Consider the following 24,863-nt stretch of genomic DNA (forward strand, 5'->3'; position numbering starts at 1 on the left):
TGATGCAACCCGTACAAAATATTTCCAGTTGGATATAATTTTATTAAAGTCTTATCTTTAATGTTTGTTTATATTAGCTTTTTTGCAGGCTTGACTTTGTCTTTAAAAAACCGTGTTTTTGTATCAGCTTGTATTCGCTGTGCTTTTTTATTTTACATGAAGCCTGCTGTTACCATCTGATAGGTCAGGCGTATAATCAGGATACTCACCAGAATTAAAAATAAAATCCGGATAAGGCCACTTCCATACTTTAAAGCCAGCCGGACCCCCATTAAAGACCCGAAAATATTGGCCAGTGCCATACCTAAACCAATACCAAACAGAACATGACCAGTTGGAATAAAAAAACTTAAAGCTGCCAGATTGGTCATTAAATTACCAATTTTAGACAGTGCAGAAGCATGTAAAAAATCAACGCTTAAAAACCGGATGAAGAAGAAGATAAAGAAGCTACCTGTTCCAGGGCCAAAAATACCATCATAGAATCCGATTAAAATACTGCCGAGTGCCGCTATTAACAAGAAACTGGAGTTAACCGGACGTTCAGTATGCACCTGGCCGAACTGCTTTTTCATGAAAGTATATACCGCCATGATGATCAGCATAAGCAGTACCAGCGGACGTAATACAGAAACTGGAATCATCGATACACAGGCAGCCCCGATAAAACTGCTGACAAATGCGCAGCCGGCAATGACCACCAGTAACTTCCAGACAAAACGCACCCGTCTGGCGTAGGAAAATGCAGCTGAAGCAGTACCTGCGATTGACGCCAGCTTGTTAGTACCGAAAATTGTTGCTGGGGGCAAATGCGGGAAAGTTCCCATCAGTGCTGGAATCTGGATCAGGCCACCGCCTCCAACAGCAGCATCAATCAGGCCTGCACAAAACGCAAAAAAAACCAGACCGATAATAATTTCGATATCCATATCCAGATCTATCCTTGATGTTTAATATTGCAGTAAATCAGAGATTCAGCACCCTTTTTGGTACTAGCCGTTTCTTATCAGTAATTTCTGCCAGACCCAGACATTTTTCACCGTCAAATACCAGCACTTGGGTCTCTGCTATATGCTCGATATTACTTTCCATACCCCGGCTAAAATACTCGCTTCGTCCTTCTGGTACCTGTATTTTAGGAAAATGGTCAACCGGCGCATAAACTGGTAATAATAGTGCCTCACGTTCAGCTTCATTCAGACTTTCCAAATATTCGATGGTATAGCTGGGAATCAGGTCGAAAGGCCCTGTTTTTATACGGTGCAGATAAGTCAGATGGCCATAACTCCCGAGCGCCTGAGCAATATCTTCCCCTAGTACACGAATATAAGTTCCTTTAGAGCAGGTTATATCCAGCGTAATACTCTGCGCCGTAAATGACAGTAATTCAATCGCATAAATACTCACTGGCCGTGCTTCACGTTCAATTTCAATACCTTTACGTGCCAGCTCATATAAGGGACGACCCTCTTTTTTTAAAGCCGAATACATCGGCGGCACCTGCTCGATATTACCCTTAAACTGGGCCAGTACCTGCCGGATTCTCTCTTCGTCCAGTTCGGGTATCTCGGCCTGTAAAAGTATTTCACCTTCGACATCACCAGTAGTCGTACTGTGCCCAAGCTGTATAGTGGTCTGATAACGTTTGGTTGAATCAAGCAGGTAATGCGAAAATTTGGTGGCTTCACCCAGACAAATGGGTAACAGGCCTGAAGCCAAAGGGTCGAGTGCACCAGTGTGCCCGGCTTTTTCAGCACGATACAGCCAACGTACTTTTTGCAGTGCTGCATTTGAACTGATCCCCAGCGGTTTATTCAATAAAAAAACCCCGTTAACCGGGCGGCGCTGAATCTTGGATGAGGATCGTTTCATGAGAAAAATCAGATTAGAGTAAGTGCCGTCATGTTATCAATCTGTTCCCACCTTTTACAACTTTTCTATAGGTTCCAGAAAATTTTATGGCATATTGAACCCGATTCTAAAAATTAAAATAAATAGAACGGCATTACAGGTGCATAGGAATGCAGAAATATAAAATATGGATGGTTTTATCTATTGTTATCATTTGTGTAGCAGGCCTGATTTTCTGGCTTATGCCTCAGGATAAAACCATAAAACAGCCGGTTGGACCAGCAGCGGCTTCTGGGCTGTTACCCCAACAAACCGTACTAACTCAAGCGCAGGTTAAAGCAGGTATTCCCTACCTGAGTCCAAGCCAGAAGGATACTGAAATAAACTGCCAGCTCCGGCTAGATTCTTCTAATCGCCTCATCATTAATGAACAGACCCGTAACTGTTTTGAATATTTTATTACACAATATGGTGAGAAAAATATTGAGCAGATCAAGCTCGATTTTAAGTCCTATATTCAGACAGTTCATAAAGACCCCGCACAGTCACAGATTCTGGGCCTGTGGAACCGTTATATTGACTACCGTATTGCTCTAGGTGACTTGCAGGCTTCAAGTACCGACAGAGACAGCACACAATACTATCGCGCTATTTTTAACAAGATGAAAAATCTGCGTCAGCAGTTTTTCTCGGCTTATGAAATAGAAGGTCTGTTTGGAACCGAAAATATTTATCATCAATATACACTGGACCGCATGGACATTCTGGATGATAAAAATCTGTCTGAAAGTGAGAAAGCACAGAAACTTAAAGAACTGTTCAAACAGCTTCCACAAGACTGGCAGGATAATCTTGAGCAGCTTAATAAACTCGAAGATTTAAGAAAACTTACCGCAGATATTCAGGCACGCGGTGGTTCAAATGATGAGATACGCCAGATGCGGCTAAATCTGGTGGGACCAGAGGCAACCCAACGTCTGGAAAGACTGGACACTGAACGTGACGACTGGAAAAGCCGGGTGAACCAGTATCTGAGCGCACGCCATCATATTAAGACAGGCGGGATGAGCGAGGCAGCGAAAGACCAGGCAATACAGCAGCTACGCCAGCAATATTTTAATAATGCACAAGAGCAGTTACGGGTTGAAACCTTTGAAACTGTACATGACCAGGGTGGCAAGCTGCCTTTTGCCAACTAATCTAATGTATGGATTACTCATCTATCAGTATAGCTCAACAACAGTTCTGCTTGATGAACAAGGTAAACAGTGACTTGAGCAATTTAGTCCAGCACTTTATAAACAGGAAAATTTTTATGTGCAATACACCAAATACAATGTTCAGGCATAAATATCAGAGTACAAAAATTAACCAAAACCCTTATCCTAAAATTCCAGAAAATGTATATTGATTTAACAGCCATTTAAAGAAGATCAGTAATTACTCGGCACTTTAAATATTCTGCTTATTTGCATGAGATAACTGAAAAATAAAAAAACCAGTTCATCAGGGAGGTACATAACTATATCTAAATTGGACTTTATTATTTCATCACATCAGGGAGGAAAAACTAAAACAGGTGTTGCTAAGTCATAAATAAAAAAAGAAACAAAATTAAGGATAGATTATGGATTATACGAGTAAAAAAATAAAAATACTCAGTGCTGCTATGCTATTAGCCAGCATCACGTCCCTGACCACAATAGCGCATACCAAACCTGCGATATTACAGGTTCAGGAAAAAGCATTATCAGATTATGCCAAGACCAGATATCCAATTGTGATGACTCATGGCTGGTTAGGCTGGTCTAGAATTGGCAACTCAAGCTTTAATATTGATTACTGGTATCAGATTCTGCCAGATATGGCGCGTAATGGCTCAACTGTATTTGCCGCTCAACTCTCGCCGGCCAACACTACTGAAATACGTGGCGAACAGCTGCTGAGTCAGGTCGAAGATGTATTGGCCATTACTGGCCAGCATAAAGTCAATCTGATTGGTCACTCGCATGGCGGACCTACGGCACGTTATGTAGCCGCCATCAAACCACAATATGTTGCCTCGGTTACTGGCGTAGGTGGAACATTTCGTGGTTCAAAGGTAGCAGATGATATCCAGAATAATACAGCAACCCGGACCGTATTTAATATTGTCGGTGACTATCTAATCGCGCCTCTGATTTCATTGGCACAGTTGCAGTTTGACTTGCCCATTGATTTTGATGGCTCAATGAAATCCCTTACTGAAACAGGATCGGCCGATTTCAACCGGCGCTTCCCAACCTCTGCCTTGGCCTCTGACTGTAACCGGCAAGGTACTAAAGTAGATCGAGGAATTCATTACTATTCCTGGACCGGTACAGCACAAACAACTAATTTACTGGATATTGACAGCATCCTGATGCAATTAGGACCAGTGTCCTATGGCAACAAAGACAATGACGGAATGGTTGCACGCTGTAGCACCCATATTGGCCTTGTGGTTCGGGATAACTACAACCTGAATCATACAGACCTTGCCAATATGATGTTTGGCTTAACAGGCCGCTTTGCTCCTGACCCGGTAGCGCTATTTCGTCAACATGCCAATCGCTTAAAACTTGAGGGCTTATAAAAGCTGACTGAACAGCACTTTCTCTCTGGTCAGTTACATCATCAGATGGATGACCCATTAAGAATCAAATCAGTATCAAAATAAAAAAATTGAGGATTATTATGAAATACGGACAATTCATTCTTGCTATATTTTTTGCCTCAGTAGCTTTAACAGCACAAGCGGCAACCAGCGCTGAACAGGCTACGACCAGACTGATCGTTTCAAACTATGCTAAAACTAAATATCCAATCGTATTCAATCATGGTATGGCAGGTTTTATCAGTATTGGTACAGACCAGTTCGGTCTCGACTATTTTTATCAGATTTTGCCAGATCTGGCACGTAATGGAGCAAATACGTGGGCAACCCGGGTATCACCTTTAAACTCTACTGAAGTACGAGGAGAGCAGCTTGCGCAGCAGGTCGAAGAAATTCTAGCCCTGACAGGCGCACAAAAGGTGAATTTGGTCGGACACTCTCATGGTGGTCCTACCATCCGTTATGTTGCCGGAGTTTTACCTGAACGTGTGGCTTCATTGACAGCAGTCGGGGCACCTAATAAAGGTTCACCGGTAGCTGACCTGATTTTAAAGGCTGAAGGTACAGTCGTAGAGGCACCCTTGGTGGGCGTAGTCAATCTGGTTTCAAAAATGATTACCTGGGCTCAAGGACTTGATCCAAATAGTTATCCACATGATGCCTTGGCAGGTGGCAACAGCTTAAGCCTGAAAGGCTCAGCTCAATTTAACAGCAAATTTCCACTTGGTATGCCTACCACGGGCTGTGGTGAAGGTCCGTATCAGCAACAAGGAATCTATTTTTATTCATTTACCGGCGTAGGAGCTATTACTAATGCCCTTGATCCAGACTCGGCATTAAAGGCCACCAGTCTACTGATTGACCAGGGTAAAGATAATGATGGGCTGGTTTCACGCTGTAGCGCCCGTTTTGGTAAAACAATCCGTGATAACTATCACTGGAATCATTTAGATGAAGTGAATCAGGTTTTAGGTTTAAGAGATGTATTTGCACCTGACCCTGTAGATGTTTACCGGCAGCATGCCAATCGCCTAAAACTTCAGGGATTATAATATATTATTAATTATAAAAAATGCGCCAGAAGGCGCATTTTTTAGCTGTATAAAACTGATTAAGCTTCAGTTTTACGAGCTGGAAGTTTTTCACGGATACGTGCAGCTTTACCAGACAGATCGCGCAGGTAGTAAAGTTTAGCACGACGTACAGCACCGCGACGTTTCACATCAATACGAGCAACGATTGGAGAGTGAGTTTGGAATACACGCTCAACACCAACACCGCTAGAAATTTTACGTACTGTGAACGCAGAGTTCAGACCACGGTTTTTCTTAGCAATTACTACGCCTTCGAATGCCTGTAGACGTTCACGGTCGCCCTCTTTTACTTTTACCTGGACAACTACCGTGTCACCTGGTGCAAAAGCCGGGATGTCTTGTTTAAGCTGAGCATTTTCTACAGCTTGTACTAAAGGATGCTTACCGCTCATGGGGTATCTCCAATATGTGCGAGTCAGAAGAGGTCTGATCATCGCTGGGTATAGAGGCTGAATCGCATAGACCCGATTGACTTTCCCTTTATGCTTGACCGCTTCAATGCATAAAGAGCCTATTTTAAATATTTAAACAACATTGCTTAAATACAGATTTGGACAACAGGATTAGTTGTTGCCACCTTTTAAATCCTTTAACCATTTCTTTTGCTGCTTGGTCAGTTCAACTTTTTCTACCAACTCAGGTCGGCGTTCCAAAGTGCGCTGATATCGCTGCAAAAACCGCCATTTTTCAATATTGGCATGATGTCCCGATTTTAAAATCTCTGGAACATGCATTCCCTCAAAATGGTCTGGCTTGGTATATTGCGGGCAGTCTAACAGACCATCCACAAAAGAATCTTGCACATGAGATTGCTCATCAGACATCGCACCCGGAAGCCTCCGGATAATACTGTCTAATAAAACCATCGCCGGCAGTTCACCACCCGATAAGACGTAATCTCCAATCGACCATTCCTGATCAACATATTTCTGGATCAAACGTTCATCGACACCTTCATAACGACCACACAGTACAATCAGTCCGTCATATTTAACGAAGTCCTGTACCGCAGGTTCATTTAAGGTTTTTCCTTGCGGTGACATATACACCACTGGAACATGAACTGCACCCGCTTGCACTGCAAGCTCTTTGGCACGATGAATTGCTTTCGCTAATGGTTCAGCCATCATTACCATACCGGGGCCACCACCAAATGGACGTTCATCCACCCGTTTGTAGTTACCCTCAGCATAATCGCGAGGATTGATACAATGAATTTGCATCAGCTCACGTTGTGCTGCGCGCCCGCTAATACCGAAACGTGTAATCGCTTCAAACATTTCAGGAAAAAGCGTAATGACTGCAAAAAACATCGCAGACTCCCGTATTTCCAAAAATATTAGTAATCTACGCCCCAATTGACGTAAATACGACCTGTTTCGAGATCAACGCGTTGTACCACATCTTTATGCCATGGAATCATACGCTCTTCGCCATCAATGCTGTCAGCAGTTGCGCGAACCACCATCACATCATTAGCGCCTGTTTCAAACAGTTCGTGGATTTGACCAAGATTGACTTCCTGTTCCTCATCATCCAGACCTAACACGGTTAGACCTTTTAAATCAGACCAGTAATACTCATCCACCCCCGCTTGAGGCAGTTGCGATTTTGAAATCCAGATATTTGCGCCAACCAGACCGTCTGCTGCGGTGCGATCGCTCACACCTTTTAAGCTGACAACCAGGCCTTTGCCATGTGGTTTCCAACGTTTTACATCGACAATTTGCCAACCTGCTTTGGTCTCAATGTACCAAGGCAGATAGTCAAATATGTTGCTCATAGGTTCTGTATTGGAATAGACCCAGAGCCACCCATTTAATCCATATGCTGAACGCAACTGTCCAATCTGAATACGATCTTCGGGAACATTCTGTGTTGGTGTCATGGGCAAGCTACTACCTAATTTATATAAAAATTATGCAGCAACTGCAGCTTTCTTAGCTTGAGCAGCTAAAGAAGCAACACGATCAGAAGGTTGAGCACCTTGAGAAACCCAGTGAGCGAAACGGTCAGCATCTAAACGAAGTTTTTCTGCTTTACCTTGAGCTGTAGGGTTGAAGAAACCGATACGTTCGATGAAACGACCGTCACGTGCATTACGGCTATCAGTCACAATGATTTGATAGAACGGACGTTTTTTAGCACCACCGCGTGCAAGACGAATAACAACCATGATAGAACCTTATAGTTTTTACGGATTATCCTTGTACCGACCATCGATACAGCTCAAACCCCTTTCATAGAGGGCAATATTTTACGCGAAGTTTACCCTGAATGAAAGATTAAAAAGTATTTATCCGCAATTTTGAATTTAAGTTAGCGGCCGTCCCAGTTGGAAGTAATAGAAGGAACACAAGCACTTCCTCCTTTGTCACTTCCTTTAGTCCAGCATTTTTCTCCGCGATGATTTAGAACCAAGTGACCATCACCAAACTGGGTGGCATCGCTTATAGGAATAGCTGTTAAGGTCCATGTCCCCGCTGTTACATTTGATAAAGCCAGATTATAAAGAGCTTGCCCTTGTTCAGGACTTACTGAGCTTCGACCTAAGTCTGCTAGAGAAATAGGCGTACCATCTGATTTTAAAAAAGTAAAGTTAGCAATTTTATAGCGCTGTAATAAATTCCCTATCGCCAACATTTCGCTTTGAGTTTCAACCCTTTTAGTTTTTCTTATATACTCTTGGTATGAGGGATAAGCTATAGCGGCCAAGATCGCTATTATAGCTACCACGATCATAAGCTCAATAAGAGAAAAGCCTTTTATTTTATTTACCATGCTTCACTTCCTGTTACTTCTGTTCCACATGTAGTAAAAGTGACTAAATTTGCTGCTTTATTTTTACATTTCAACCCGGTGCTTGTTTGCAAAAAATTATAGTTTTTACTGTCATTTGATACTGCACGTATAGCCCAGCTCTGGCCAGCTGCTCCAATATTAGTAAGAGCCAAAGAAGGGTCTGCTCCATCACGGACTGTAATAGTATACTTTATAGCAGCATCTGTGGCACCGACTGGTATAACCACAGGATCTGGCGTAGTAGAAAAACCTTTATAATTAAAGTTTCTGGCTCTATTTCTTTCCAGCTGGGTGACAAGACGTTGTATTTCCTGTTGGGCCTGAGATGCGACAGCGCGACGTGTATACTCTTGATAACTTGGTAGAGCAACTGCTGCGAAGATTGCCACAATTGCAACTACAACCATAAGCTCAACAAGTGTAAAACCTTTTATAAACCTCAAGGATTTCTTCTGCATCACTTATTCTCTATCTAAATTTTTCATACCAGCGCTGCGGTACCAGACAGATTTGAGTTTCTTCTTCAGGCCCATTTCCACTTGGTAATATAAGTATACGGCCACCTGTAGCAATACAGGAGTTTTTAGCAGGATTATTATTTCCGCCTCCACCGCTTCCACCGCCGCCTCCGCCAGGACCACCTCCGTCTACACCTCCGCCCGTGCTACCACAGCTGGCTCCTACACATTGATCACCAATCGTAACTGTCTGGATTCCCGCACCTAAATTCCATCTATTCACAGTTTCCATAGCACACTGGCCATAAGGTAAACAAAAGCCACTAATAAAGCTTTCTCCTTTTACGCCTGCGCCACAGTCACCAGATAAACCATCTTTACTACTATCAAAGGTAGAGACATAAAGCTTATAGTTCATTGCTACAGGCGTCCCCATAACTTTTTCACTTTGCAATTTCTGTGATTTAAAGCGATAGAACCAGCCTTTTGTGCTATAAGGCGCCACCAATGTTGTATTATTGTTGCGCGTTGCATCAGTAATTTCTTTTAAACTATTTGTTACTGTTGGTACAGTCGTAATATTTTCTGTATTAAAAGTATTTGTGGAATACAAATCTTTTCGGCCTACATCCTTATCATAAATATTATAAATTGCATCATAATCATAACCTGAACTGCCTACGGTATAGTCTTTCAGAGGCTGACTACGGTTTCCACTACCAATTGAAATCACAGCAAATTTTGTACCATTATAATTATATACAGAGAAGGCTGGAGGGTCATAAAAACGGGGACTTTTCTCTGCTGCATTAAGGTTTAGTAATCGTCTAGGAGTTTTTGCAAAAGAACCGATTGTACTAGCTTGATTATTGATATCAATACGGAATACCTGGCCTCCCAAATCACCAAAATACAAATGATCGGCTAAACCATCAGCATCACGGTCTATCGTTCTAATTTCGCTAACAACACTATATTTGAGGTTATCATCTCTTAATCCAATAACTCCACTTGTGGTGGTAGCACTACTTTGAGTAGCATTTTTGCTGGCCCACCACAATAAATTTCCATTGATCGCATCAAACATATAAACACCAGCACCACGGCTATTCGACTGGTTATAAGTATCGCTTTCAAAACCACTATAAATACCTTTTACACCATTCGAATCACGTGCATCTCCATCTACACCACCAGCATCATACCCCCCACCTACAAACATGACCATCTTGCGTGTACCGCCCCAGTTCACCCAAGTCACTGCTGGTTTTGACCAGCTTTGCCCCATAAAACCCAGTTGGCTAAATGTAGTACTACTGCCGTTGTAATAGACCTTCTGAGTGGCAGGATCAATATGAAATTGAAGCTTAGGATTATTAATATCTCGAAGATCTAAAGCATAGTAGCTTCTACCTCCCATACGTAAGCCACCATATACATACTGTTTACCCTGTTGAGAAGCCTTTCCGGTATTTACTGTCAAGTTACCAGATGAGTCAGGAACATATTCAGTATAAGCAGTCCATGGTCCATCAATTCCGTAAAATAGTTTATTGGTAGTACCATTAGTTGTAGTGTTTTTAAGAAAAGCTTCTTTTTGATTTTCCACCATTTCGTTAGGCACAAAAGCAAATTTTTCTTTTCCTGTAGTAGCATCTACTACATGAAGTAAGCCTTGGGTAGTACCGAATAATACATAGTCCTCTCGATTGGTTGAACCTAGAGTATTATTGGTATATGTCAGTTTACCTTTATTAGTAATCAATAATGGAGAAGAATGCATTACTGCGCCTACCTGACGAAGTTCATCTGCATTTGCTAAAGTTGTACTGGTAATAGTATTCGGCTGGGTTGCATCTACTGCGTATCCTAACAGAGAGATTAAATAGCCTCGGTTTGGGTCATTTCTATACGTAGTATCAGTCAAATAATTTAAGTCTACCGCTCTTAAACTGGTATTGCTACCTGTAAATGTAGCAGAAGTTCCTGTACCCGTAGCAATACGATTAGTAAGTAATTTACGGTTAGCCGTATTTGCTGTAGTGGCTTTTAATAAAAGCTGAGACTTAACACCACCCATCAGTGCAAATTTTCTACTTCCATAAGTAGTTTCGTCTGCATCTTTTAGACCTTCATTTACGCCAGGTGCCCATAAATCATAATTGTCTATAATACGGCCTAGCTCATTAACAATCGGATTACCATTTTTATCCACCAGTTTACCGGTTGAATCAACTTTATATTTCTTTAAATTACCTGCCCAAAGCTGATAACTTTTATCAGGTGTTGGCTGAAACTGAGGATAGTAAGCATAATTTTGTAACTGAGAAGGGTTAAGAGCGTCTCTTGGAATAGTTGGTGAGCCAGTAGTAACAGCTGGAATATCTGTTGATAAACTATTAATAAATGCATTCACACTATTTACGACGTCTTGCGAACTTGAACCAGAGTACCAGCCGCCTTCACCAATAATCCCCCAATATGCAGCTCTTTTTACATTAGTATTAATAGTTCCCAAATTCGCAATATTTTCTTCCTGAGTTAGGTTTTTACTATAAGAAGGTACATCGTTAAAACTCTTACCAAAACCGACTACAGCTGTTTTAAATTTCAGATTTGCAGGGTTACTGTCAGGGTTTAATAAGGTTAATGCGAGCTTATTTAAACAGTCCCAACTGCCACTGTCATCACAACTAAAACTTTGTCCCTTTGAACCTAATGCTGCCTGCATTAAAGGTAATGAACCCGTATCTTGGGTTGGTTCACCATCTGTTAATACATATACACCCTGTCCGCTACATTGCTTGATTTCTTCTGTCTGAGTTAATGATGAGGGAGAAATATATAAAGTTTTTTCATTATTTTTAGTTGGATCAAGTGAATAGCTAAAGCCGCTATTACTGTTTGATGCACTAACTATACCTGTATAATTATAACAAATACCAGTCCTGAAATTCCCATTTGCGCTAAAAGTACAATTTAAAGCAGTAACTGCACTCCCTACAGGAATAGTCTCATTTGTATCTACCCATCCATTACTTGCACAACTGGTATATGTAGAATTCCATAGATTACATTTTTGGTTTTGTACTCTTTGTACATATCCGCCCCAAGTGAGTTCTAAATAAGTATAAGTTCTAAAGTAAGGCATATTAGAAACACGAAGCTGTCTGGAAGCAGTAGTAGTTCCCATTAAATAAGATACTGTTTCTGCATATGAACGAGCAGTGGGGGTATTAGTTGAGGCACTGAGCCCACGGACGTAGCTTAACAAAGTATCTCGTTGTGTCTGGCTTCCGACCAGTGTACCTAAAGCACGAGCAGGTACTAGTATGCGTCCAGTATTATAATAAGTATTGGTATAGACTCCTAAAGTTGACAGGCCAATAATTTTTTCATCACCGAGCCGGACAATTCCTTTTGATGCATTACCCTGTAATAAATCAAAAACACCATCTTTTAATCTTGAAATTCGATCATAACAACGGTAAGTAGAGCCAATTAAGGTACAGCCAGCATCCGGATCTTTTACTAATGCTGAGGCACTATTGGCACTAATCGAACAATAGCTACGAGAATAACCGCCTGGGGCAGTATCCGTACCGCATGAATTGCTAATGCCGTAGTCTTCACTTATTGAACGCGTATCCATACTTCCTGAAATATCTAACATCAGCATAAGAGTGATATCACCCGACCTTGCTTGCTGATAGATGTCAATATCACTGGCACGAGTTACACTGCTGGCTACTAAAGTGGTAGACAATATTGCTATAACTATTGCAATAACTTGTTCATGATATTCTTTTATTTGCTTAAACTTTTTAGTCAATTTCATATCAATCCCCAATTATTTAAAGCTCTGCTCAATCGTGTAATCAGTGACAAGTGTGGTAAATGGTACATTTATACTAGATAAACAAGAAGTTACGCTCTGCCTTACTACAGCATTTGCGGGAATGCTTGCTGCTATATCATTTGGTATTGTGACCTGATTCATTCTAGAGTTTAAACAGGTATTTATTTCAGCATCAGTCCGTGTAGAGAGAGTGGGCATAAGCGACACTGCATAAATACTTACTCTTTTTATCTTTTGCGTTTTATTAAGCTCAGGGTCTCCCCCTTCCGGCAGGTCACTTAAAATTTCTGAACTACTGGAGGATGGAAACTTAACCGCAACTTGGGTTATGACCGCCCGCCGTCCACTGGTAAAAAAGTTTGTATCGGTAGCAGATACATCACAATAACCGTCCAGACCTAATTTATTATTTGTAGGCGCAGTTTTGCCACGTTCCCATTCGATTAGGCTAGCCCGATTAAGATCAAAGAAACTGGCTTGGTCTCCACGGTAACAAAAAACCAGTTCTACATCTTTATTAATATCATTACTGATATACCCGAACATTCCATTTGTACCAAGACTTTGAATAAGGTTATTTGCATCCTCAGTATTGAAAAATACAGAATCCGAGTTTTGCATTAAAAGCTGCTGGGCCTGTCCATTAGTTGCAATATTGAGTGCAACCATACTTTGGCGTATGGCCAATGTACCTATAATCGTGATAGCAACAAGTAAAACAAGTACAACGATTAAAGTTGCACCTCTCTGCCGAGCTCTCATAGGCCACGCTCTCCAAAACCGTTTCTTAACGCAACTGTTTGAGATACAACCTGCCGTATATAATTATTAGTGGTTGTAGATGATTTCACGACTATATTCTTATCTAATACGGTAAATGTTGTGTTATTTCCAGCATTACCATTTGTTCCGGTGGATTGACTTGAACGGGTCAAAATTCCAAGCTGGAGAGATAAAATACGAGGTCGGGGTGAAGCCATTGCCATATAGTCTGCAATAGAGATATAGCGGTAGTTATCCCCATTTTGTATACCAAGTAGAACTCTGAAATAATCTACACGTTTCATAATAATTTCCCCTGCATCACCATAATTGGTAATAGCAGTAGGACTACCTGTAACCGGGTAAAAACCAGCATCACAAGCTAATGCTAGAGCTTGGTTAGGCTCATTTGCTGATACATTAGTGTCGGCCCTCAAGAAGTAGCGCTGGACAATATATATATCTGTAGAGGTGATTTCCTGTCCTTCACAATCAAAGCCACCTATTTCCACTGGTCTATACTGAATGACTAACTGATCACTTAATAATGCTATACCTGCCTCATTAACATTAGATATACCTGTCCATGCTGGTGCTGTTCCCGCCGACATTCCAGTCCCGCTACTTCTAGAAAGTAGAGAGACTGCGGCGGTATTGCCTGTAATAGTGCTGGAGAGATTACTTAAAGGTAACGGAGGTACAGAGGCATCTTTTTGCGCATTAATAGCAGATGTTAAAACAATTCCTCCAAAAGAGACCTGGTCATTTATATCAGCCCGTGTGCTATTTAAATTCGCCAACCGAATATCTCTGACAATATAATTTAAACCAAAATTTGCATTATCTTGTAGATCCGCTACGCCTTGCTGCATCGAATAACTTCTTTGACCTGTAATAAACAGCATAATCGCAGCAGCTGTAATGACAAGCCCTAATGCTAAAGCAATCATCAGTTCAATTAAGGTGAAACCTGCCCTATATTTCAACATTTCTAATATGCCTCCATAATAATGCAGGTCGATGCCGGGTTATAGGCCGTACCATTTGTACAATCACCTGTTCCGGTCCCATCAGTTGCACTAGAATCACCCCATGCAACATAAATGCAATTACGATTATTATTATTTCCCTGACAGTTCATAATATTAATGGTCATACCAAATGAAGCTGCCCGATTAGCCACCTGAGCAACATCAAAATCTGCCAAATCTACAGCTGAACAGTTGTTAGAAAAACAGTTTGTTTTAAAGGCTTTTTGATTTAATGGAAGCTGAACCTGTTGTTGATAGGTTGAAAAAGCATCACGGTTTATTCGTATTCTTTCAGCCAGATCTCGAGCCAAATTGATAGCCTGAATTCTATATGAACCTTCTGAAGTAGCTTCTAGCGCTCTGTATTGCAGAGCAATAAAACCCAAAATTCCAATAGCCAAAATCAGTAATGCCACCATAATTTCAACTAGACCAATCCCTTTTTGATAATTATTCATGAACAGTTCCCTTCTACCGGCTGTTGGATAACCCCCATTTTGGAAATGCTTACTGTTCTTGACAGTTTGGCATTATTTATCTGATCACAGATTACAAAACTTGTATTTCCTGCCGAGTCTTTAACTAAACCATTTAATTGGAAAGTAATAGTTGTTGGAGAGCCTGCTTTCAAAACAGCCTGTCCAGAGGGCATCCAGTGAAATAAGACTGATGTATCTGGTGCCACACCGGCATTATTAATTTCAGTTTCCAGAACTACTTCTACATCTCTACGCTGTAAGGCAGCCTGAGCACGTGCATTATTTAATACTGACACCAGCTCTCGTGTGCTCTTATTTAAATTTTGTCTTAAAATCATATTTTGAAAGGAAGGGATAGCTATAGTTGTAATAATAGCAACTACCACAATAGTGACCATCAATTCAACCAACGTAAAACCGCGCTTGAGTTGCATGATCGCCTCCTGTCAAAATTTTGACATGTCTTAAATAATACAGTTTACATTAACAGAACATATACAGAACAGATAAAGGGTATAAAAAAACAGATAACCGTTATTTAACAACTATCTGTTTTAAAAATCTAAAAGCTAATAAAAATTTATATTTAAGCCTGCGTTACAGGAATTCTCAATTCTTTAGGCAGGCTAAAAGTAATATTTTCTTCGCAGCCTGAAAGTTCCTGAGGTGCTTGGGCTCCCCAATCCTGCAGGCGCTGAATTACCTGTTTGATTAAAATTTCTGGCGCAGATGCTCCAGCGGTTACACCAATTTTGGTAGTTTGTCTAAACCAGCCATGTTCCAGCTGATCAGCATTATCTACCAAATAGGCTGTCTTACCCATACGTTCTGCCAATTCACGTAATCGGTTAGAATTAGAAGAATTGGGGGAACCCACTACTAGTACAACATCACATTGCTTCGAGAGATCACGCACTGCATCTTGGCGGTTCTGTGTGGCATAACAAATATCATCTTTGCGTGGTCCCTGAATATGAGGAAATTTCTTACGCAATGCATCAATTACTTTAGCCGTATCATCAATAGATAAGGTCGTCTGGGTAACAAAAGCAACTTTTTCAGGATTACGCACAATTAAGGCCTCAACATCCTGTTCATCTTCAACCAGATAAATATCGCCACCTTGGCTTTTATCGTACTGCCCCATGGTTCCCTCAACTTCCGGATGACCTTGATGCCCGATCAGAATTGCTTCTATACCTTCACGTGCATACTTGGTTACCTCAATATGAACTTTAGTCACCAAGGGGCAAGTTGCATCAAATACTTTCAGACCACGACGTTCAGCTTCTAGCTGGACTGCCTTGGAAACTCCATGAGCACTAAAAATAACAATATTATCGTCTGGTACTTCATCCAGTTCATCAACAAAGATGGCGCCACGCTGCCGCAGATCATCTACTACAAATTTGTTATGTACCACCTCGTGACGAACATAAATGGGCGGGTTAAAGCATTCAAGTGCACGGTTGACGATCGCAATGGCTCGGTCTACACCTGCACAGAACCCGCGTGGATTGGCCAATACAATTTCCATAAGATCCTCAATGTTCACTTAAACGGCTGAATATTTTTGTCAGAACCCGCCAACTATTTCAGCTCAACTATTTAGTTTAGGCGCGCTCTGCTCTAAAATAGAGAAGATATTTTATCATATCAGGAAAAATATCATGTCGGGTCTATTGTTTGTCGTTTCTGCTGCGTCAGGAACAGGCAAAACATCTCTTGTTAAAGCCCTTCTTGAACGTGTCAGCAATTTGCATGTATCTGTTTCCCATACGACTCGTGGTCAGCGTCCCGGCGAGCTGAACGGTGTACACTATCATTTTACCAGTAAAGAAGAATTTCTGGCCCAAGTTGAAGAGGGCGGTTTTGTAGAATATGCAGAAGTTTTTGGTAATTATTATGGGACATCACAGGCCACTGTAAAAGAACAGCTGGCTAAAGGACATGATGTTTTACTTGAGATTGACTGGCAAGGTGCCGAGCAGGTTCGCAAGATTTTTCCTGATTCCAGACAGATTTTTATTCTACCGCCAAGTCAGTTTGACTTGCGTCAGCGTTTATCTAACCGCGGTACTGACAGTGTTGAGGTAATTGAACACCGCCTGAGCTGTGCAGTTGAAGACATGCAGCAGTATGTCAATTTTGATTATTTAATTATTAATGATGATTTCAATAAAGCCTTGCACGATCTTGAGTCTGTAATCAATGCTAACCGCCTTACCATGGTCCAGCAAGCTAATCGTCATCAAGGCCTGATCGAAAAACTCATCAGCCCGGTAAGTGAATAAACTTGAGTCAAGCCTAAAAGCATTTTATACTGTGCAGTCTAGCCCAGATTTTATATTGAAATAAACGAGAACTCTTATGGCACGCGTAACCGTTGAAGATTGTTTAGACCATGTAGACAACCGCTTTGAGCTTGTACTAGTGGCAAGCAAGCGCGCGCGTCAACTTGCACGACAAGGCATTGAGCCTACTGTTGAATGGGACAATGACAAACCGACTGTAGTTGCTTTACGTGAAATTGCAGCTGGTCACGTTTCTAAAGACATCCTGAAACAGCGTGATCAGGATTACCAGACTTCTAGCCTTGACTTGGCCCTGTCTGCGAATAATCTGAATCTTGAAGGTTTCTCTTTTCAATAAGACCAAGCTTCTCTAAAAAGGCCTAGTTCAATACTAGGCCTTTTTATTCCAAGGGAATTGAATGTTTTAAAAATCGGCAAAAACAATAGGTCTGATTGAAAAAAATTGCTATTTTTTGCCTGTAAAAAATTGACAAGTGAAGCAATATGATTTTCATTAGAAGATTGTTAAATTTAACTGAAAACTATCAGTAAAGGGTGATTTATGCCAGGCGAAGAGGTCAGCCAAGCCAGATTACAGCTCAAAATGATTATCGATGCGTATTTAAGTCCAGACGACGTCGAGCGTGTACTTGCGGCCTGTGATTTTGCTGATCTTGCACACACCGGCATTACCCGTAAAAGTGGCGAGCCTTATATACTGCATCCGATTGCTGTGACCTGTATTCTGGCGCATATGCGTCTTGACAGTGAAACACTGATGGCTGCCTTGATGCACGATGTGGTAGAAGATACCGATTTTTCGAAAGAAGATATTAAAGAAAAATTTGGTCCTGTAGTTGCCGAGCTAGTAGATGGTGTTACCAAGCTAACGCATTCCAGTGACAAACAATATAATAAGGCTGCGTCTTTCCGCAAAATTTTGCAGGCAACTTTACAAGACCCGCGTGTCATTATTATTAAACTGGCTGACCGCTACCATAATATGACTACACTGGATGCCTTACGCCCTGATAAGCGTGCGCGTATTGCTCAGGAAACCTTTGATATATTTGTACCTATGGCGCGTATTGTGGGTATGAACGAGATGGCTGATAACCTCGAGCATTTATGTTATCAGAATCTTGATCTTGATATGTTTGATAATGTTCAGGAAGCACTCAAACAGACCAAGCCAAAACGTTGCCAGTTTCAGGCAATATGGGAACAGAAGCTTGGAGAGCTGTTAAAAGCTTATCATCTTGAAGGGCGAATTAAGAAGAAAGATAACAACATTGAACTATTACGACATTTTGTTAAAAATGAGATGAATCTGCAAGAGCTAACCCATAGCCATGCATTCGAGATTATTTTGCAAAGTATTGCTGACTGTGATCGCCTGGTTGAGGCTTTAGAGCAGAATTTTCAGGTTTTACAGTTTGAAGACCATATCCGTCGTCCCCTGCCCGGTGGTAATCAATCGCTTCTGATGAAACTTAAGGGCGAACAGACTACCTTGTCTTTAACTATTCAGACTGAATTGATGCGTAAGGCCGCGCGCTTTGGTGTGGTATTAGGTGAAAGTGCACCACAAGCTTGCCGCTCGGCTATTCAGGCTTCTATGCAAAATCTGAATACGCTGATTGATGGCGAATGTGCCAAAACTACTTTTAATGATTTGCTGGATTATCTGCATCAGGAAAAAATCTGGGTTTATACCCCACACGGTCATCTGCATGAACTTCCTCAAGGTGCTACCGTGGTTGATTTTGCCTATGCAGCCAGCCTGTTTTTAGGTAACCATGCCGTTGGTGCCAAAATCAATGGAGAAATACGGCCGCTTTCTACCCCTCTGGTCAGTGGACAGGTGGTTGAGATTATTACAGATGTATTGGCAACTCCAAATCCAGACTGGCTTAGCTTTATCAACACACAAAAAGCACGTCGTGCCTTACAGAATATTTTAAAAGATCAGGATGTTGATGAGCAGCGTTTAGTGGGCCAGCAAGCTTTGAATCGGGCACTGAAAATGTTCAACCGCTCAATAAAAGATTTGTCTGATGCTGATTGGGTTGATCTTTTGCAATGGCGCCATATTGAACATAAAGAAAGCCTGTTTGAACAAATCGCTGTAGGCGATCTGCTACCACAACTGGTTGCTAATCATCTTTATGCTCAGGAACAGGCTGATGAAGAATATAATTCACAACGCCTGATTCAGGGCACAGATGGCGTAGATGTGAAATATGCGCACTGTTGCAACCCGGTCTTGGGTGATCCGATTCAGGGCCATCTGTCACGCCGTGGCTTAATTGTACATCGAGCCCGTTGTAATAATTTAATGCATGAACAGCATCTGCATCCAGAAACAATCATGCCGCTACATTGGAATTCAGAAAGTGAGGAAGAAGTCAGTTTCACTGCTTATCTGTGTATCGACATGGCAATGGATGACGAGCAGATTTCTGACTTGATCTATCAATGTCGTAAAGCCAAGACCGGAGTGGAAATGGTTCAATCGCAGGATGACCGGACTTATGTCAACATCGTAGTCAATAACCGTCGTCAGATTGCCCAAATCATTCGCGATTTACGCATGCATTTTGGTTTTCCACGTATTAGCCGTTTGTCTATGCCAGTTGCTTTGGTCCACAATGCCAGTTAAATCAAGTTGATCAGTTATATCGATTAGTACTTTTGTCACTGCCTGGCATGGTTTATGATCAGACAGGTTAAAAATCAAGGAGAAATCGATGTCCCGCCAAGTGATTCATACTGAAAATGCTCCAGCTGCTATTGGTACCTACTCTCAGGCTATTTTGGTTGGTGAAACACTTTACCTGTCTGGTCAGATTGGTTTAGACCCTTACAGTATGGAGCTGGTCGATGGCATCAAAGCACAGGTTCGCCGGGTCTTTGATAATTTAAAAGCTGTGTGTGAAGCTGCTGGCGGCACATTGGCTGATATTGTCAAACTCAATATTTACCTGACTGATCTTTCCCATTTTCAGCTGGTTAACCAGATTATGGGTGAATATTTTGCTCAGCCCTATCCGGCGCGTGCTGCTTTAGGTGTAGCAAGCCTACCTAAAGGGGCTTTGGTTGAGATGGACGGTATCGTTATTATTAATCAATAATTTATAAAATTTATCAGATCTTTAATCTTAAATAATCAAATCTAAATCATGAATCACTTTGTGCGGCAATCTATGTAATACCCAGATTTCCGCTCAGGTGATATTTCTTTATTCAAAAAGCCAATTAAAAAAATAGCCTTTTTAAATGAATTTCATTGACAAACGATAATAATTATCAATAATATCACTTATCCCGTTTATATTACTGTGGTTAGCGCCGATATGTACGTTTGCCTGTGCCGTGGAATTACTGATCAAGATATCAAAGATGCTGTTGCCAATGGTGCAGAAAGCTATCGTGAAATTCGTGATTTACTTGACCTAGGAACCTGCTGTGGTCGCTGTGCTCCAGAAGCACGTAGTATTATTAGTGATGAACTGTCCAAAATTGCAGCACGTATTTCTGTAGCAGCTTAAGTCCCGAAATATAATGACAATAAAGATTCTTCTTGCATAAATTAAGGTTCAGCTTCAAGTTTCTTGTGAAGAGAATTAAAAGATGTATGCAAGAACTCTCTCATGATCAATCGATCATCTCCTCCTCCCCGCTCGTGATTCCAAGCGGGTTTTTATTCTCTACCATAAAAGCTGCTGTGTTTCTGATTGCGATTTTCATTTGCTGTTCTATAAATTACTCGCCATTCATGGATGGGTTCGCTAAGATAACTCTATAGATTGCCTTATATCTTTCATAAGGCAGAAATTGTTTATGGAGAACTTACAATGAAAGGCAATCGTGATGTAATCAATCAGCTCAACCAAGTGCTTTATCATCAACTGACCGCTATTAACCAGTACTTTTTACATTCCCGTATGTTCAATGATTGGGGGATTGAAAAGCTGGGTTCAGCCGAGTACAAAGAGTCTATTCACCAGATGAAGCATGCCGATAAAGTCATTGAACGGATTTTATTTTTAGAAGGATTGCCGAATTTGCAGCACCTTGGTAAGCTGTATATTGGCCAGCATACTGAAGAGGTTCTCTCTTGTGATGTGCGTAAGGTAAAAGAGAATATTGAAGCCTTACAAAAAGCTGTGTTGTTATCTGAGCAGCTTATGGATTATGTAACCCGTGATATGGTACAAGAAATTCTAGAATCTGAAGAAGAGTATTGGGACTGGTTAGAAACCCAGCAGGATTTAATTCAAAGTGTGGGAATTGAGAACTATATTCAGAGTCAGATATAAAAATACAGCCAGCATTAAGCTGGCTTTTTGTTACTCTAGCTAATTATTTCCATGGGCGCAAATCGACTATCTTAATTACCTCAGCTTTTTTCTTATTTAGTAGAACTACCATATCAACTGCATTAGCTTTTAACGGCACCCATGCGGTCGCCTCGGGATATTGTTTCAGAATCTGGTCTACTCTGGCCGGATCATTTAACTGCCTTAAAGTGCTGAAAGGCTGGGCACGTTGCTGTAGCTGATTTTTCTCTTGAGAGAATGGCACATAACGCTCTGGACGCTGGGCAATTGAAATACCGCCTAACACCTCTGCAAACATTTCATTTTGTCGTGTTTGGTGGTCTTGAGCAAACTCTACCGCCACTAATTGTGGTTTTAACCAAGACGGATGCTGATATTGCGGCTGAGCCTGTTCTATATGCTCTGTAATGATTTCATTGTTTCTGACCAGTTCAAAACGGTCGACATTGTAGGCCAGCCAAGCTGGTCGGCCTTCAAAAATACTATAAACGCCATACCCTAGTGCCAAGGCTTGCAGGAGAATAACAATACTTAAGTCCATTTTTAAGGTTTTTTTACCTTCTTTATAGACCATAAAACCTAGCACTGGCCCAATGATGACATCTATAGTCAAAAGCATTAAGAAGATATACATGACACCAACTGCTTGAGCGAGGGGTGCCGGATACCAAAAATAAAATACTAGGATAATTGTAATAAGCGCAATAATGGCTGAAACAGCAAGATGGCTTAAGAAGAATTTTAGGCGACAGGTCATAAGTTTATACACTAAATTTTTCTCTTGTTTTCCCACGCAAAGGAAAGAGATTCATTAACCTCATAAAGTACAGCATCGCTCAGTTTTAAATCATGTAAATACTCAATGAGCATTAATTGTTCTTTGGCCTGTGCTAATTGATGATTAAGTGCAAGTGCTTGAGCGTAGCGAAGTAAAGCAGGTGCAGTAGGATACCGATAGGCAATTTGACGTAACCATAATAACTGCTTATCAGACATATTTTGTTTAGGTTGCGTTCGCATTAGGCGATTTTTTTCTCTAAGTTGAGTTAAGAACACGACATTAGGAGCTGCCTTTTGTGCATGTAATTTACCGATATTCAACACTTCAAAACGTGCTAATTGCGTATCCTCTTCAATAATACGATATTCTATGAAAATCCAAATATATAAAATTATTAAAATTATTAATATACTGCCTGTATAAGGTCGTGATAATTCTTTTGTAACAGTATCTTTATGTTGTGCTTGGATTAAACCTATAATAAATCCAACAGGTAATAGAAAAAAAGCGTAATCTAAAGGATATTCAAACATTGCATGGATTAAAACTGCACCAATCATCGATAACGCAATTATAGTCTCTATATTATTAGCTAATTGATATAGTTGATAAAGGTAGAAAATTAGAAATACAATAATTGCTACTCCAATAGGAATACCATTCCAAACTAATAAATCTAAAATAAAATTGTGTGTATGCTCTGTCCAACCTCTCACTGGAAAATCTAATGTTGTCAGCACTTGTGCCAAACTCACTTGATTCCACCCATAACCAAACCAAGGCTGGTGTTGAATCGCAATCAACATTTGATGCCACATTGCTACCCGCTCTAATCCTGTAGTGGCTCGAGTCAAGACATCTGTAGTATTACTTAGTCCTATAAATTTAGAAACAACAGGTAAAGTTAAAACAAACAATATATAGAAACCAACAAATAATCCTAAATACTTTCTATTTATTCTGGTTGGTAGTGTAGTGGTTTTCCATAACCACCAAATTATAAAGCATAACATGAATACCCAAGAGGTACGTGATTGTGTTAAAGCAATACCAAAGATAAGTATTAAGCCAATGAGGCTTGAACTAATACTATTTAATTTTTGTTTTTCAAATAAATATAATAATGAAATTATTCCCATTATGAGAAAGGTTGCTAGTGTATTTGGTTGAGCAAAATTGGCGAACGGCCTTGCATTAGATGGAAAATCTGCGAACCAGACCTGCCCATTTGACTGTAATGTCCACTGAATAAGTGCTATAAATACACTTATTGAACTAGCTAGTAAGATTATACTTGTTAAGATTAAATATATTTTCGGGTTATTCTTACCCTGTTGGGAGAGATTATACCCACTAATGACAGCACAAAAAAATCCAAATATATATATTGCTGCGATAAAGGCATCACCTAAGAAAAATATAATACCAGTTATATACTGTAAAAAAGGAATAGACATTATTAATAATAAAAAAAGATTTATGATAGGAATTTTTATTATTTCTACGGAGTAAATAGTTATAGCTATAATAAAAATGAATGCTATAAAAGCACAAAAGTCACTATGAGAAGTAATCCATGGTTCATAATGGTTAGGAAGAAGCCAGCTTAATAACATTGTTAAGCTTGTGATTATTAGTAAAATCCTTCCTATACCTATATTAATATATAAATTCATAAATTTTTATTCACAAAAAAGGGAGCGATGCTCCCTTTTAATAACTTTATAATTAAGCTGCTTGGCAAGTACCTGGTAGATATTTCTTAGGCATACCATCCGTCGCCGCTGGACCGCACTTCCAAGAGCCAATAGGTGTTCCTGCAACTGCTGGTTGGCCTGAAGATGTCAATGGAGTCATAACAATTTTTTTAGATGCAGCTGCATCTGGTAGTCCAGAATTCGCTTTTGACGGTGTAGTAACAGTAATTATACCAGTAGCATCAGTAGTTACTGTTTGAACATATTTACTTGCTTGTGATGCGGAGCTTCCCACTTCACAACCCCAATCATTCGCTGCTGGCAATGAAGAGGTACTTTGATAAACTTCAGAGACTGTAGTTCTACAGGCAGATCCAGCTAATATTGCCTCTGATATTTTTGCACGTACGGTATAATCCTGATAAGCAGGAAGTGCAACTGCCGCCAAAATACCAATGATCGCAACAACGATCATAAGCTAGGTACATTCCATAAGTCACTTTATATGGACATACATCAAATCATTGAATTATATTATTTTACTTCATTCTTCATTTTGTCCATATGGACATGCTTTTAAAAGGACAAATTTTCCCAATTTGTCCATATCAGAAAATAGCTTTTACTTAGTGTCATAGGATGAATTTTTGTAAAAGCAGACTGATCGTAAAATATTTTAAAATTTTGACAAGCTAAAAATAGAGTAAAAATTCCAGACTCATTTATAAGCCAACTTCTGTATTTCTTCTTTATGCTTAAAATGCATACGTTTTTAAT

At 40.5% G+C, this 24,863-nt stretch carries 26 protein-coding genes; 9 read left to right on the forward strand and 17 right to left on the reverse strand.

Annotated features, from left to right (window positions below):
* Window positions 1–152: 152 nt before the first annotated feature.
* Together N518_RS0100610 and truB are read right to left on the reverse strand one after the other, a co-directional pair.
* On the reverse strand, window positions 153–929 hold the full coding sequence (locus tag N518_RS0100610) for a sulfite exporter TauE/SafE family protein (protein WP_017400868.1): 777 nt from the start codon (window positions 927–929) through the stop codon (window positions 153–155).
* 37 nt (window positions 930–966) lie between these two features.
* On the reverse strand, window positions 967–1,872 hold the full coding sequence (gene truB / locus N518_RS0100615; protein WP_026056638.1) for a tRNA pseudouridine(55) synthase TruB: 906 nt from the start codon (window positions 1,870–1,872) through the stop codon (window positions 967–969).
* A gap of 149 nt (window positions 1,873–2,021) precedes the next feature.
* On the opposite strand from truB, the gene N518_RS0100620 reads away from it, so the two are divergent.
* The 3 genes from N518_RS0100620 (at window position 2,022) to N518_RS0100630 (ending at window position 5,538) form a co-directional block, all read left to right on the forward strand.
* Window positions 2,022–3,050: a lipase secretion chaperone gene (locus tag N518_RS0100620; RefSeq protein WP_026443876.1), complete on the forward strand. Its 1,029-nt coding sequence runs from the start codon at window positions 2,022–2,024 to the stop codon at window positions 3,048–3,050.
* Window positions 3,051–3,478: 428 nt separating this feature from the next.
* Window positions 3,479–4,465: an esterase/lipase family protein gene (locus tag N518_RS0100625; protein WP_026443877.1), complete on the forward strand. Its 987-nt coding sequence runs from the start codon at window positions 3,479–3,481 to the stop codon at window positions 4,463–4,465.
* 101 nt (window positions 4,466–4,566) lie between these two features.
* Entirely contained in the window at window positions 4,567–5,538 is a 972-nt protein-coding gene (locus N518_RS0100630; RefSeq protein WP_026443878.1) for a lipase family alpha/beta hydrolase, read from the forward strand.
* A gap of 59 nt (window positions 5,539–5,597) precedes the next feature.
* Here the strand turns inward: N518_RS0100630 and rplS are convergent, their stop codons facing one another.
* The 12 genes from rplS to ispH all read right to left on the reverse strand — a co-directional run bounded on the left by rplS (window position 5,598) and on the right by ispH (window position 16,508).
* Entirely contained in the window at window positions 5,598–5,972 is a 375-nt protein-coding gene (gene rplS / locus N518_RS0100635; protein ID WP_005024307.1) for a 50S ribosomal protein L19, read from the reverse strand.
* A gap of 171 nt (window positions 5,973–6,143) precedes the next feature.
* Window positions 6,144–6,893, reverse strand: a complete 750-nt coding sequence (trmD, locus tag N518_RS0100640) for a tRNA (guanosine(37)-N1)-methyltransferase TrmD (protein WP_026443879.1) — start codon at window positions 6,891–6,893, stop codon at window positions 6,144–6,146.
* 26 nt (window positions 6,894–6,919) lie between these two features.
* Window positions 6,920–7,468: a ribosome maturation factor RimM gene (gene rimM / locus N518_RS0100645; protein WP_026443880.1), complete on the reverse strand. Its 549-nt coding sequence runs from the start codon at window positions 7,466–7,468 to the stop codon at window positions 6,920–6,922.
* 30 nt (window positions 7,469–7,498) lie between these two features.
* Window positions 7,499–7,756: a 30S ribosomal protein S16 gene (rpsP, locus tag N518_RS0100650; RefSeq protein ID WP_004281198.1), complete on the reverse strand. Its 258-nt coding sequence runs from the start codon at window positions 7,754–7,756 to the stop codon at window positions 7,499–7,501.
* Between the two features lie 143 nt (window positions 7,757–7,899).
* Window positions 7,900–8,361, reverse strand: coding sequence for a type IV pilin protein (locus N518_RS0100655; protein WP_026443881.1), 462 nt, complete (start codon window positions 8,359–8,361; stop codon window positions 7,900–7,902).
* Window positions 8,355–8,840 (reverse strand): type IV pilin protein, encoded by a 486-nt coding sequence (locus N518_RS0100660; protein WP_026443882.1) that lies wholly within the window; start codon window positions 8,838–8,840, stop codon window positions 8,355–8,357. Before N518_RS0100660 ends, N518_RS0100655 begins: the two co-directional genes overlap by 7 nt.
* A 10-nt stretch (window positions 8,841–8,850) precedes the next feature.
* The gene (locus N518_RS0100665) at window positions 8,851–12,678 is read right to left on the reverse strand and encodes a pilus assembly protein (RefSeq protein WP_026443883.1); all 3,828 of its coding nucleotides are present in this window, start codon (window positions 12,676–12,678) and stop codon (window positions 8,851–8,853) included.
* Between the two features lie 12 nt (window positions 12,679–12,690).
* Window positions 12,691–13,461 carry a PilX N-terminal domain-containing pilus assembly protein gene (locus N518_RS0100670; RefSeq protein WP_026443884.1) on the reverse strand — a complete coding sequence of 257 codons (771 nt, stop codon included), beginning with the start codon at window positions 13,459–13,461 and terminating at the stop codon, window positions 12,691–12,693.
* Complete coding sequence (locus tag N518_RS0100675) at window positions 13,458–14,450, reverse strand: PilW family protein (protein WP_026443885.1); 993 nt, start codon at window positions 14,448–14,450, stop codon at window positions 13,458–13,460. Before N518_RS0100675 ends, N518_RS0100670 begins: the two co-directional genes overlap by 4 nt.
* A gap of 2 nt (window positions 14,451–14,452) precedes the next feature.
* Window positions 14,453–14,950 carry a type IV pilus modification protein PilV gene (gene pilV / locus N518_RS0100680; RefSeq protein ID WP_034593473.1) on the reverse strand — a complete coding sequence of 166 codons (498 nt, stop codon included), beginning with the start codon at window positions 14,948–14,950 and terminating at the stop codon, window positions 14,453–14,455.
* Window positions 14,947–15,405: a GspH/FimT family pseudopilin gene (locus tag N518_RS0100685; protein WP_026443887.1), complete on the reverse strand. Its 459-nt coding sequence runs from the start codon at window positions 15,403–15,405 to the stop codon at window positions 14,947–14,949. The genes pilV and N518_RS0100685 overlap by 4 nt, the downstream gene beginning before the upstream one ends.
* 152 nt (window positions 15,406–15,557) lie before the next feature.
* Entirely contained in the window at window positions 15,558–16,508 is a 951-nt protein-coding gene (gene ispH / locus N518_RS0100690; RefSeq protein WP_005018168.1) for a 4-hydroxy-3-methylbut-2-enyl diphosphate reductase, read from the reverse strand.
* 133 nt (window positions 16,509–16,641) lie between these two features.
* Here ispH and gmk point away from each other — a divergent pair, with 133 nt between their 5' ends.
* From gmk to bfr, 6 genes are all read left to right on the forward strand, one after another.
* Complete coding sequence (gmk, locus tag N518_RS0100695; protein WP_005018152.1) at window positions 16,642–17,265, forward strand: guanylate kinase; 624 nt, start codon at window positions 16,642–16,644, stop codon at window positions 17,263–17,265.
* Window positions 17,266–17,341: 76 nt separating this feature from the next.
* The gene (gene rpoZ, locus N518_RS0100700; protein WP_005024277.1) at window positions 17,342–17,623 is read left to right on the forward strand and encodes a DNA-directed RNA polymerase subunit omega; all 282 of its coding nucleotides are present in this window, start codon (window positions 17,342–17,344) and stop codon (window positions 17,621–17,623) included.
* A 204-nt stretch (window positions 17,624–17,827) separates the two neighbouring features.
* Window positions 17,828–19,927, forward strand: a complete 2,100-nt coding sequence (locus N518_RS0100705; RefSeq protein WP_017400860.1) for a RelA/SpoT family protein — start codon at window positions 17,828–17,830, stop codon at window positions 19,925–19,927.
* A gap of 88 nt (window positions 19,928–20,015) precedes the next feature.
* Window positions 20,016–20,399, forward strand: a complete 384-nt coding sequence (locus tag N518_RS0100710; protein ID WP_026443888.1) for a RidA family protein — start codon at window positions 20,016–20,018, stop codon at window positions 20,397–20,399.
* A 222-nt stretch (window positions 20,400–20,621) separates the two neighbouring features.
* Window positions 20,622–20,816, forward strand: a complete 195-nt coding sequence (locus N518_RS0100715) for a bacterioferritin-associated ferredoxin (RefSeq protein ID WP_005024269.1) — start codon at window positions 20,622–20,624, stop codon at window positions 20,814–20,816.
* A 306-nt stretch (window positions 20,817–21,122) separates the two neighbouring features.
* Entirely contained in the window at window positions 21,123–21,587 is a 465-nt protein-coding gene (gene bfr, locus N518_RS0100725; protein ID WP_005405243.1) for a heteropolymeric bacterioferritin subunit Bfr, read from the forward strand.
* A 43-nt stretch (window positions 21,588–21,630) separates the two neighbouring features.
* Here bfr and N518_RS0100730 read toward each other — a convergent pair whose 3' ends face one another.
* The 3 genes from N518_RS0100730 to N518_RS0100740 are packed head-to-tail and all read right to left on the reverse strand — an operon-like array spanning window position 21,631 to window position 24,561.
* A complete protein-coding gene (locus N518_RS0100730; RefSeq protein ID WP_026443889.1) occupies window positions 21,631–22,365 on the reverse strand; it encodes a DUF6512 family protein in 735 nt (244 codons plus the stop codon).
* An 11-nt stretch (window positions 22,366–22,376) separates the two neighbouring features.
* On the reverse strand, window positions 22,377–24,065 hold the full coding sequence (locus N518_RS0100735) for a PglL family O-oligosaccharyltransferase (RefSeq protein WP_034593477.1): 1,689 nt from the start codon (window positions 24,063–24,065) through the stop codon (window positions 22,377–22,379).
* A gap of 52 nt (window positions 24,066–24,117) precedes the next feature.
* A complete protein-coding gene (locus tag N518_RS0100740) occupies window positions 24,118–24,561 on the reverse strand; it encodes a pilin (protein ID WP_026443891.1) in 444 nt (147 codons plus the stop codon).
* Window positions 24,562–24,863: the final 302 nt, after the last annotated feature.

Origin of the sequence: Acinetobacter sp. UNC436CL71CviS28, from assembly GCF_000620525.1 — a bacterium.
In the GTDB taxonomy this organism is placed as follows: domain Bacteria; phylum Pseudomonadota; class Gammaproteobacteria; order Pseudomonadales; family Moraxellaceae; genus Acinetobacter; species Acinetobacter radioresistens.

Excerpts from the sequence above, each read along its gene's own strand:
- N518_RS0100610 (WP_017400868.1), bottom strand. The coding sequence starts at position 929 with ATGGATATCGAAATTATTATCGGTCTGGTTTTTTTTGCGTTTTGTGCA.
- truB (WP_026056638.1), bottom strand. The coding sequence starts at position 1,872 with ATGAAACGATCCTCATCCAAGATTCAGCGCCGCCCGGTTAACGGGGTT.
- N518_RS0100620 (WP_026443876.1), top strand. The coding sequence starts at position 2,022 with ATGCAGAAATATAAAATATGGATGGTTTTATCTATTGTTATCATTTGT.
- N518_RS0100625 (WP_026443877.1), top strand. The coding sequence starts at position 3,479 with ATGGATTATACGAGTAAAAAAATAAAAATACTCAGTGCTGCTATGCTA.
- N518_RS0100630 (WP_026443878.1), top strand. The coding sequence starts at position 4,567 with ATGAAATACGGACAATTCATTCTTGCTATATTTTTTGCCTCAGTAGCT.
- rplS (WP_005024307.1), bottom strand. The coding sequence starts at position 5,972 with ATGAGCGGTAAGCATCCTTTAGTACAAGCTGTAGAAAATGCTCAGCTT.
- trmD (WP_026443879.1), bottom strand. The coding sequence starts at position 6,893 with ATGTTTTTTGCAGTCATTACGCTTTTTCCTGAAATGTTTGAAGCGATT.
- rimM (WP_026443880.1), bottom strand. The coding sequence starts at position 7,468 with ATGACACCAACACAGAATGTTCCCGAAGATCGTATTCAGATTGGACAG.
- rpsP (WP_004281198.1), bottom strand. The coding sequence starts at position 7,756 with ATGGTTGTTATTCGTCTTGCACGCGGTGGTGCTAAAAAACGTCCGTTC.
- N518_RS0100655 (WP_026443881.1), bottom strand. The coding sequence starts at position 8,361 with ATGGTAAATAAAATAAAAGGCTTTTCTCTTATTGAGCTTATGATCGTG.
- N518_RS0100660 (WP_026443882.1), bottom strand. The coding sequence starts at position 8,840 with ATGCAGAAGAAATCCTTGAGGTTTATAAAAGGTTTTACACTTGTTGAG.
- N518_RS0100665 (WP_026443883.1), bottom strand. The coding sequence starts at position 12,678 with ATGAAATTGACTAAAAAGTTTAAGCAAATAAAAGAATATCATGAACAA.
- N518_RS0100670 (WP_026443884.1), bottom strand. The coding sequence starts at position 13,461 with ATGAGAGCTCGGCAGAGAGGTGCAACTTTAATCGTTGTACTTGTTTTA.
- N518_RS0100675 (WP_026443885.1), bottom strand. The coding sequence starts at position 14,450 with ATGTTGAAATATAGGGCAGGTTTCACCTTAATTGAACTGATGATTGCT.
- pilV (WP_034593473.1), bottom strand. The coding sequence starts at position 14,950 with ATGAATAATTATCAAAAAGGGATTGGTCTAGTTGAAATTATGGTGGCA.
- N518_RS0100685 (WP_026443887.1), bottom strand. The coding sequence starts at position 15,405 with ATGCAACTCAAGCGCGGTTTTACGTTGGTTGAATTGATGGTCACTATT.
- ispH (WP_005018168.1), bottom strand. The coding sequence starts at position 16,508 with ATGGAAATTGTATTGGCCAATCCACGCGGGTTCTGTGCAGGTGTAGAC.
- gmk (WP_005018152.1), top strand. The coding sequence starts at position 16,642 with ATGTCGGGTCTATTGTTTGTCGTTTCTGCTGCGTCAGGAACAGGCAAA.
- rpoZ (WP_005024277.1), top strand. The coding sequence starts at position 17,342 with ATGGCACGCGTAACCGTTGAAGATTGTTTAGACCATGTAGACAACCGC.
- N518_RS0100705 (WP_017400860.1), top strand. The coding sequence starts at position 17,828 with ATGCCAGGCGAAGAGGTCAGCCAAGCCAGATTACAGCTCAAAATGATT.
- N518_RS0100710 (WP_026443888.1), top strand. The coding sequence starts at position 20,016 with ATGTCCCGCCAAGTGATTCATACTGAAAATGCTCCAGCTGCTATTGGT.
- N518_RS0100715 (WP_005024269.1), top strand. The coding sequence starts at position 20,622 with ATGTACGTTTGCCTGTGCCGTGGAATTACTGATCAAGATATCAAAGAT.
- bfr (WP_005405243.1), top strand. The coding sequence starts at position 21,123 with ATGAAAGGCAATCGTGATGTAATCAATCAGCTCAACCAAGTGCTTTAT.
- N518_RS0100730 (WP_026443889.1), bottom strand. The coding sequence starts at position 22,365 with ATGACCTGTCGCCTAAAATTCTTCTTAAGCCATCTTGCTGTTTCAGCC.
- N518_RS0100735 (WP_034593477.1), bottom strand. The coding sequence starts at position 24,065 with ATGAATTTATATATTAATATAGGTATAGGAAGGATTTTACTAATAATC.
- N518_RS0100740 (WP_026443891.1), bottom strand. The coding sequence starts at position 24,561 with ATGATCGTTGTTGCGATCATTGGTATTTTGGCGGCAGTTGCACTTCCT.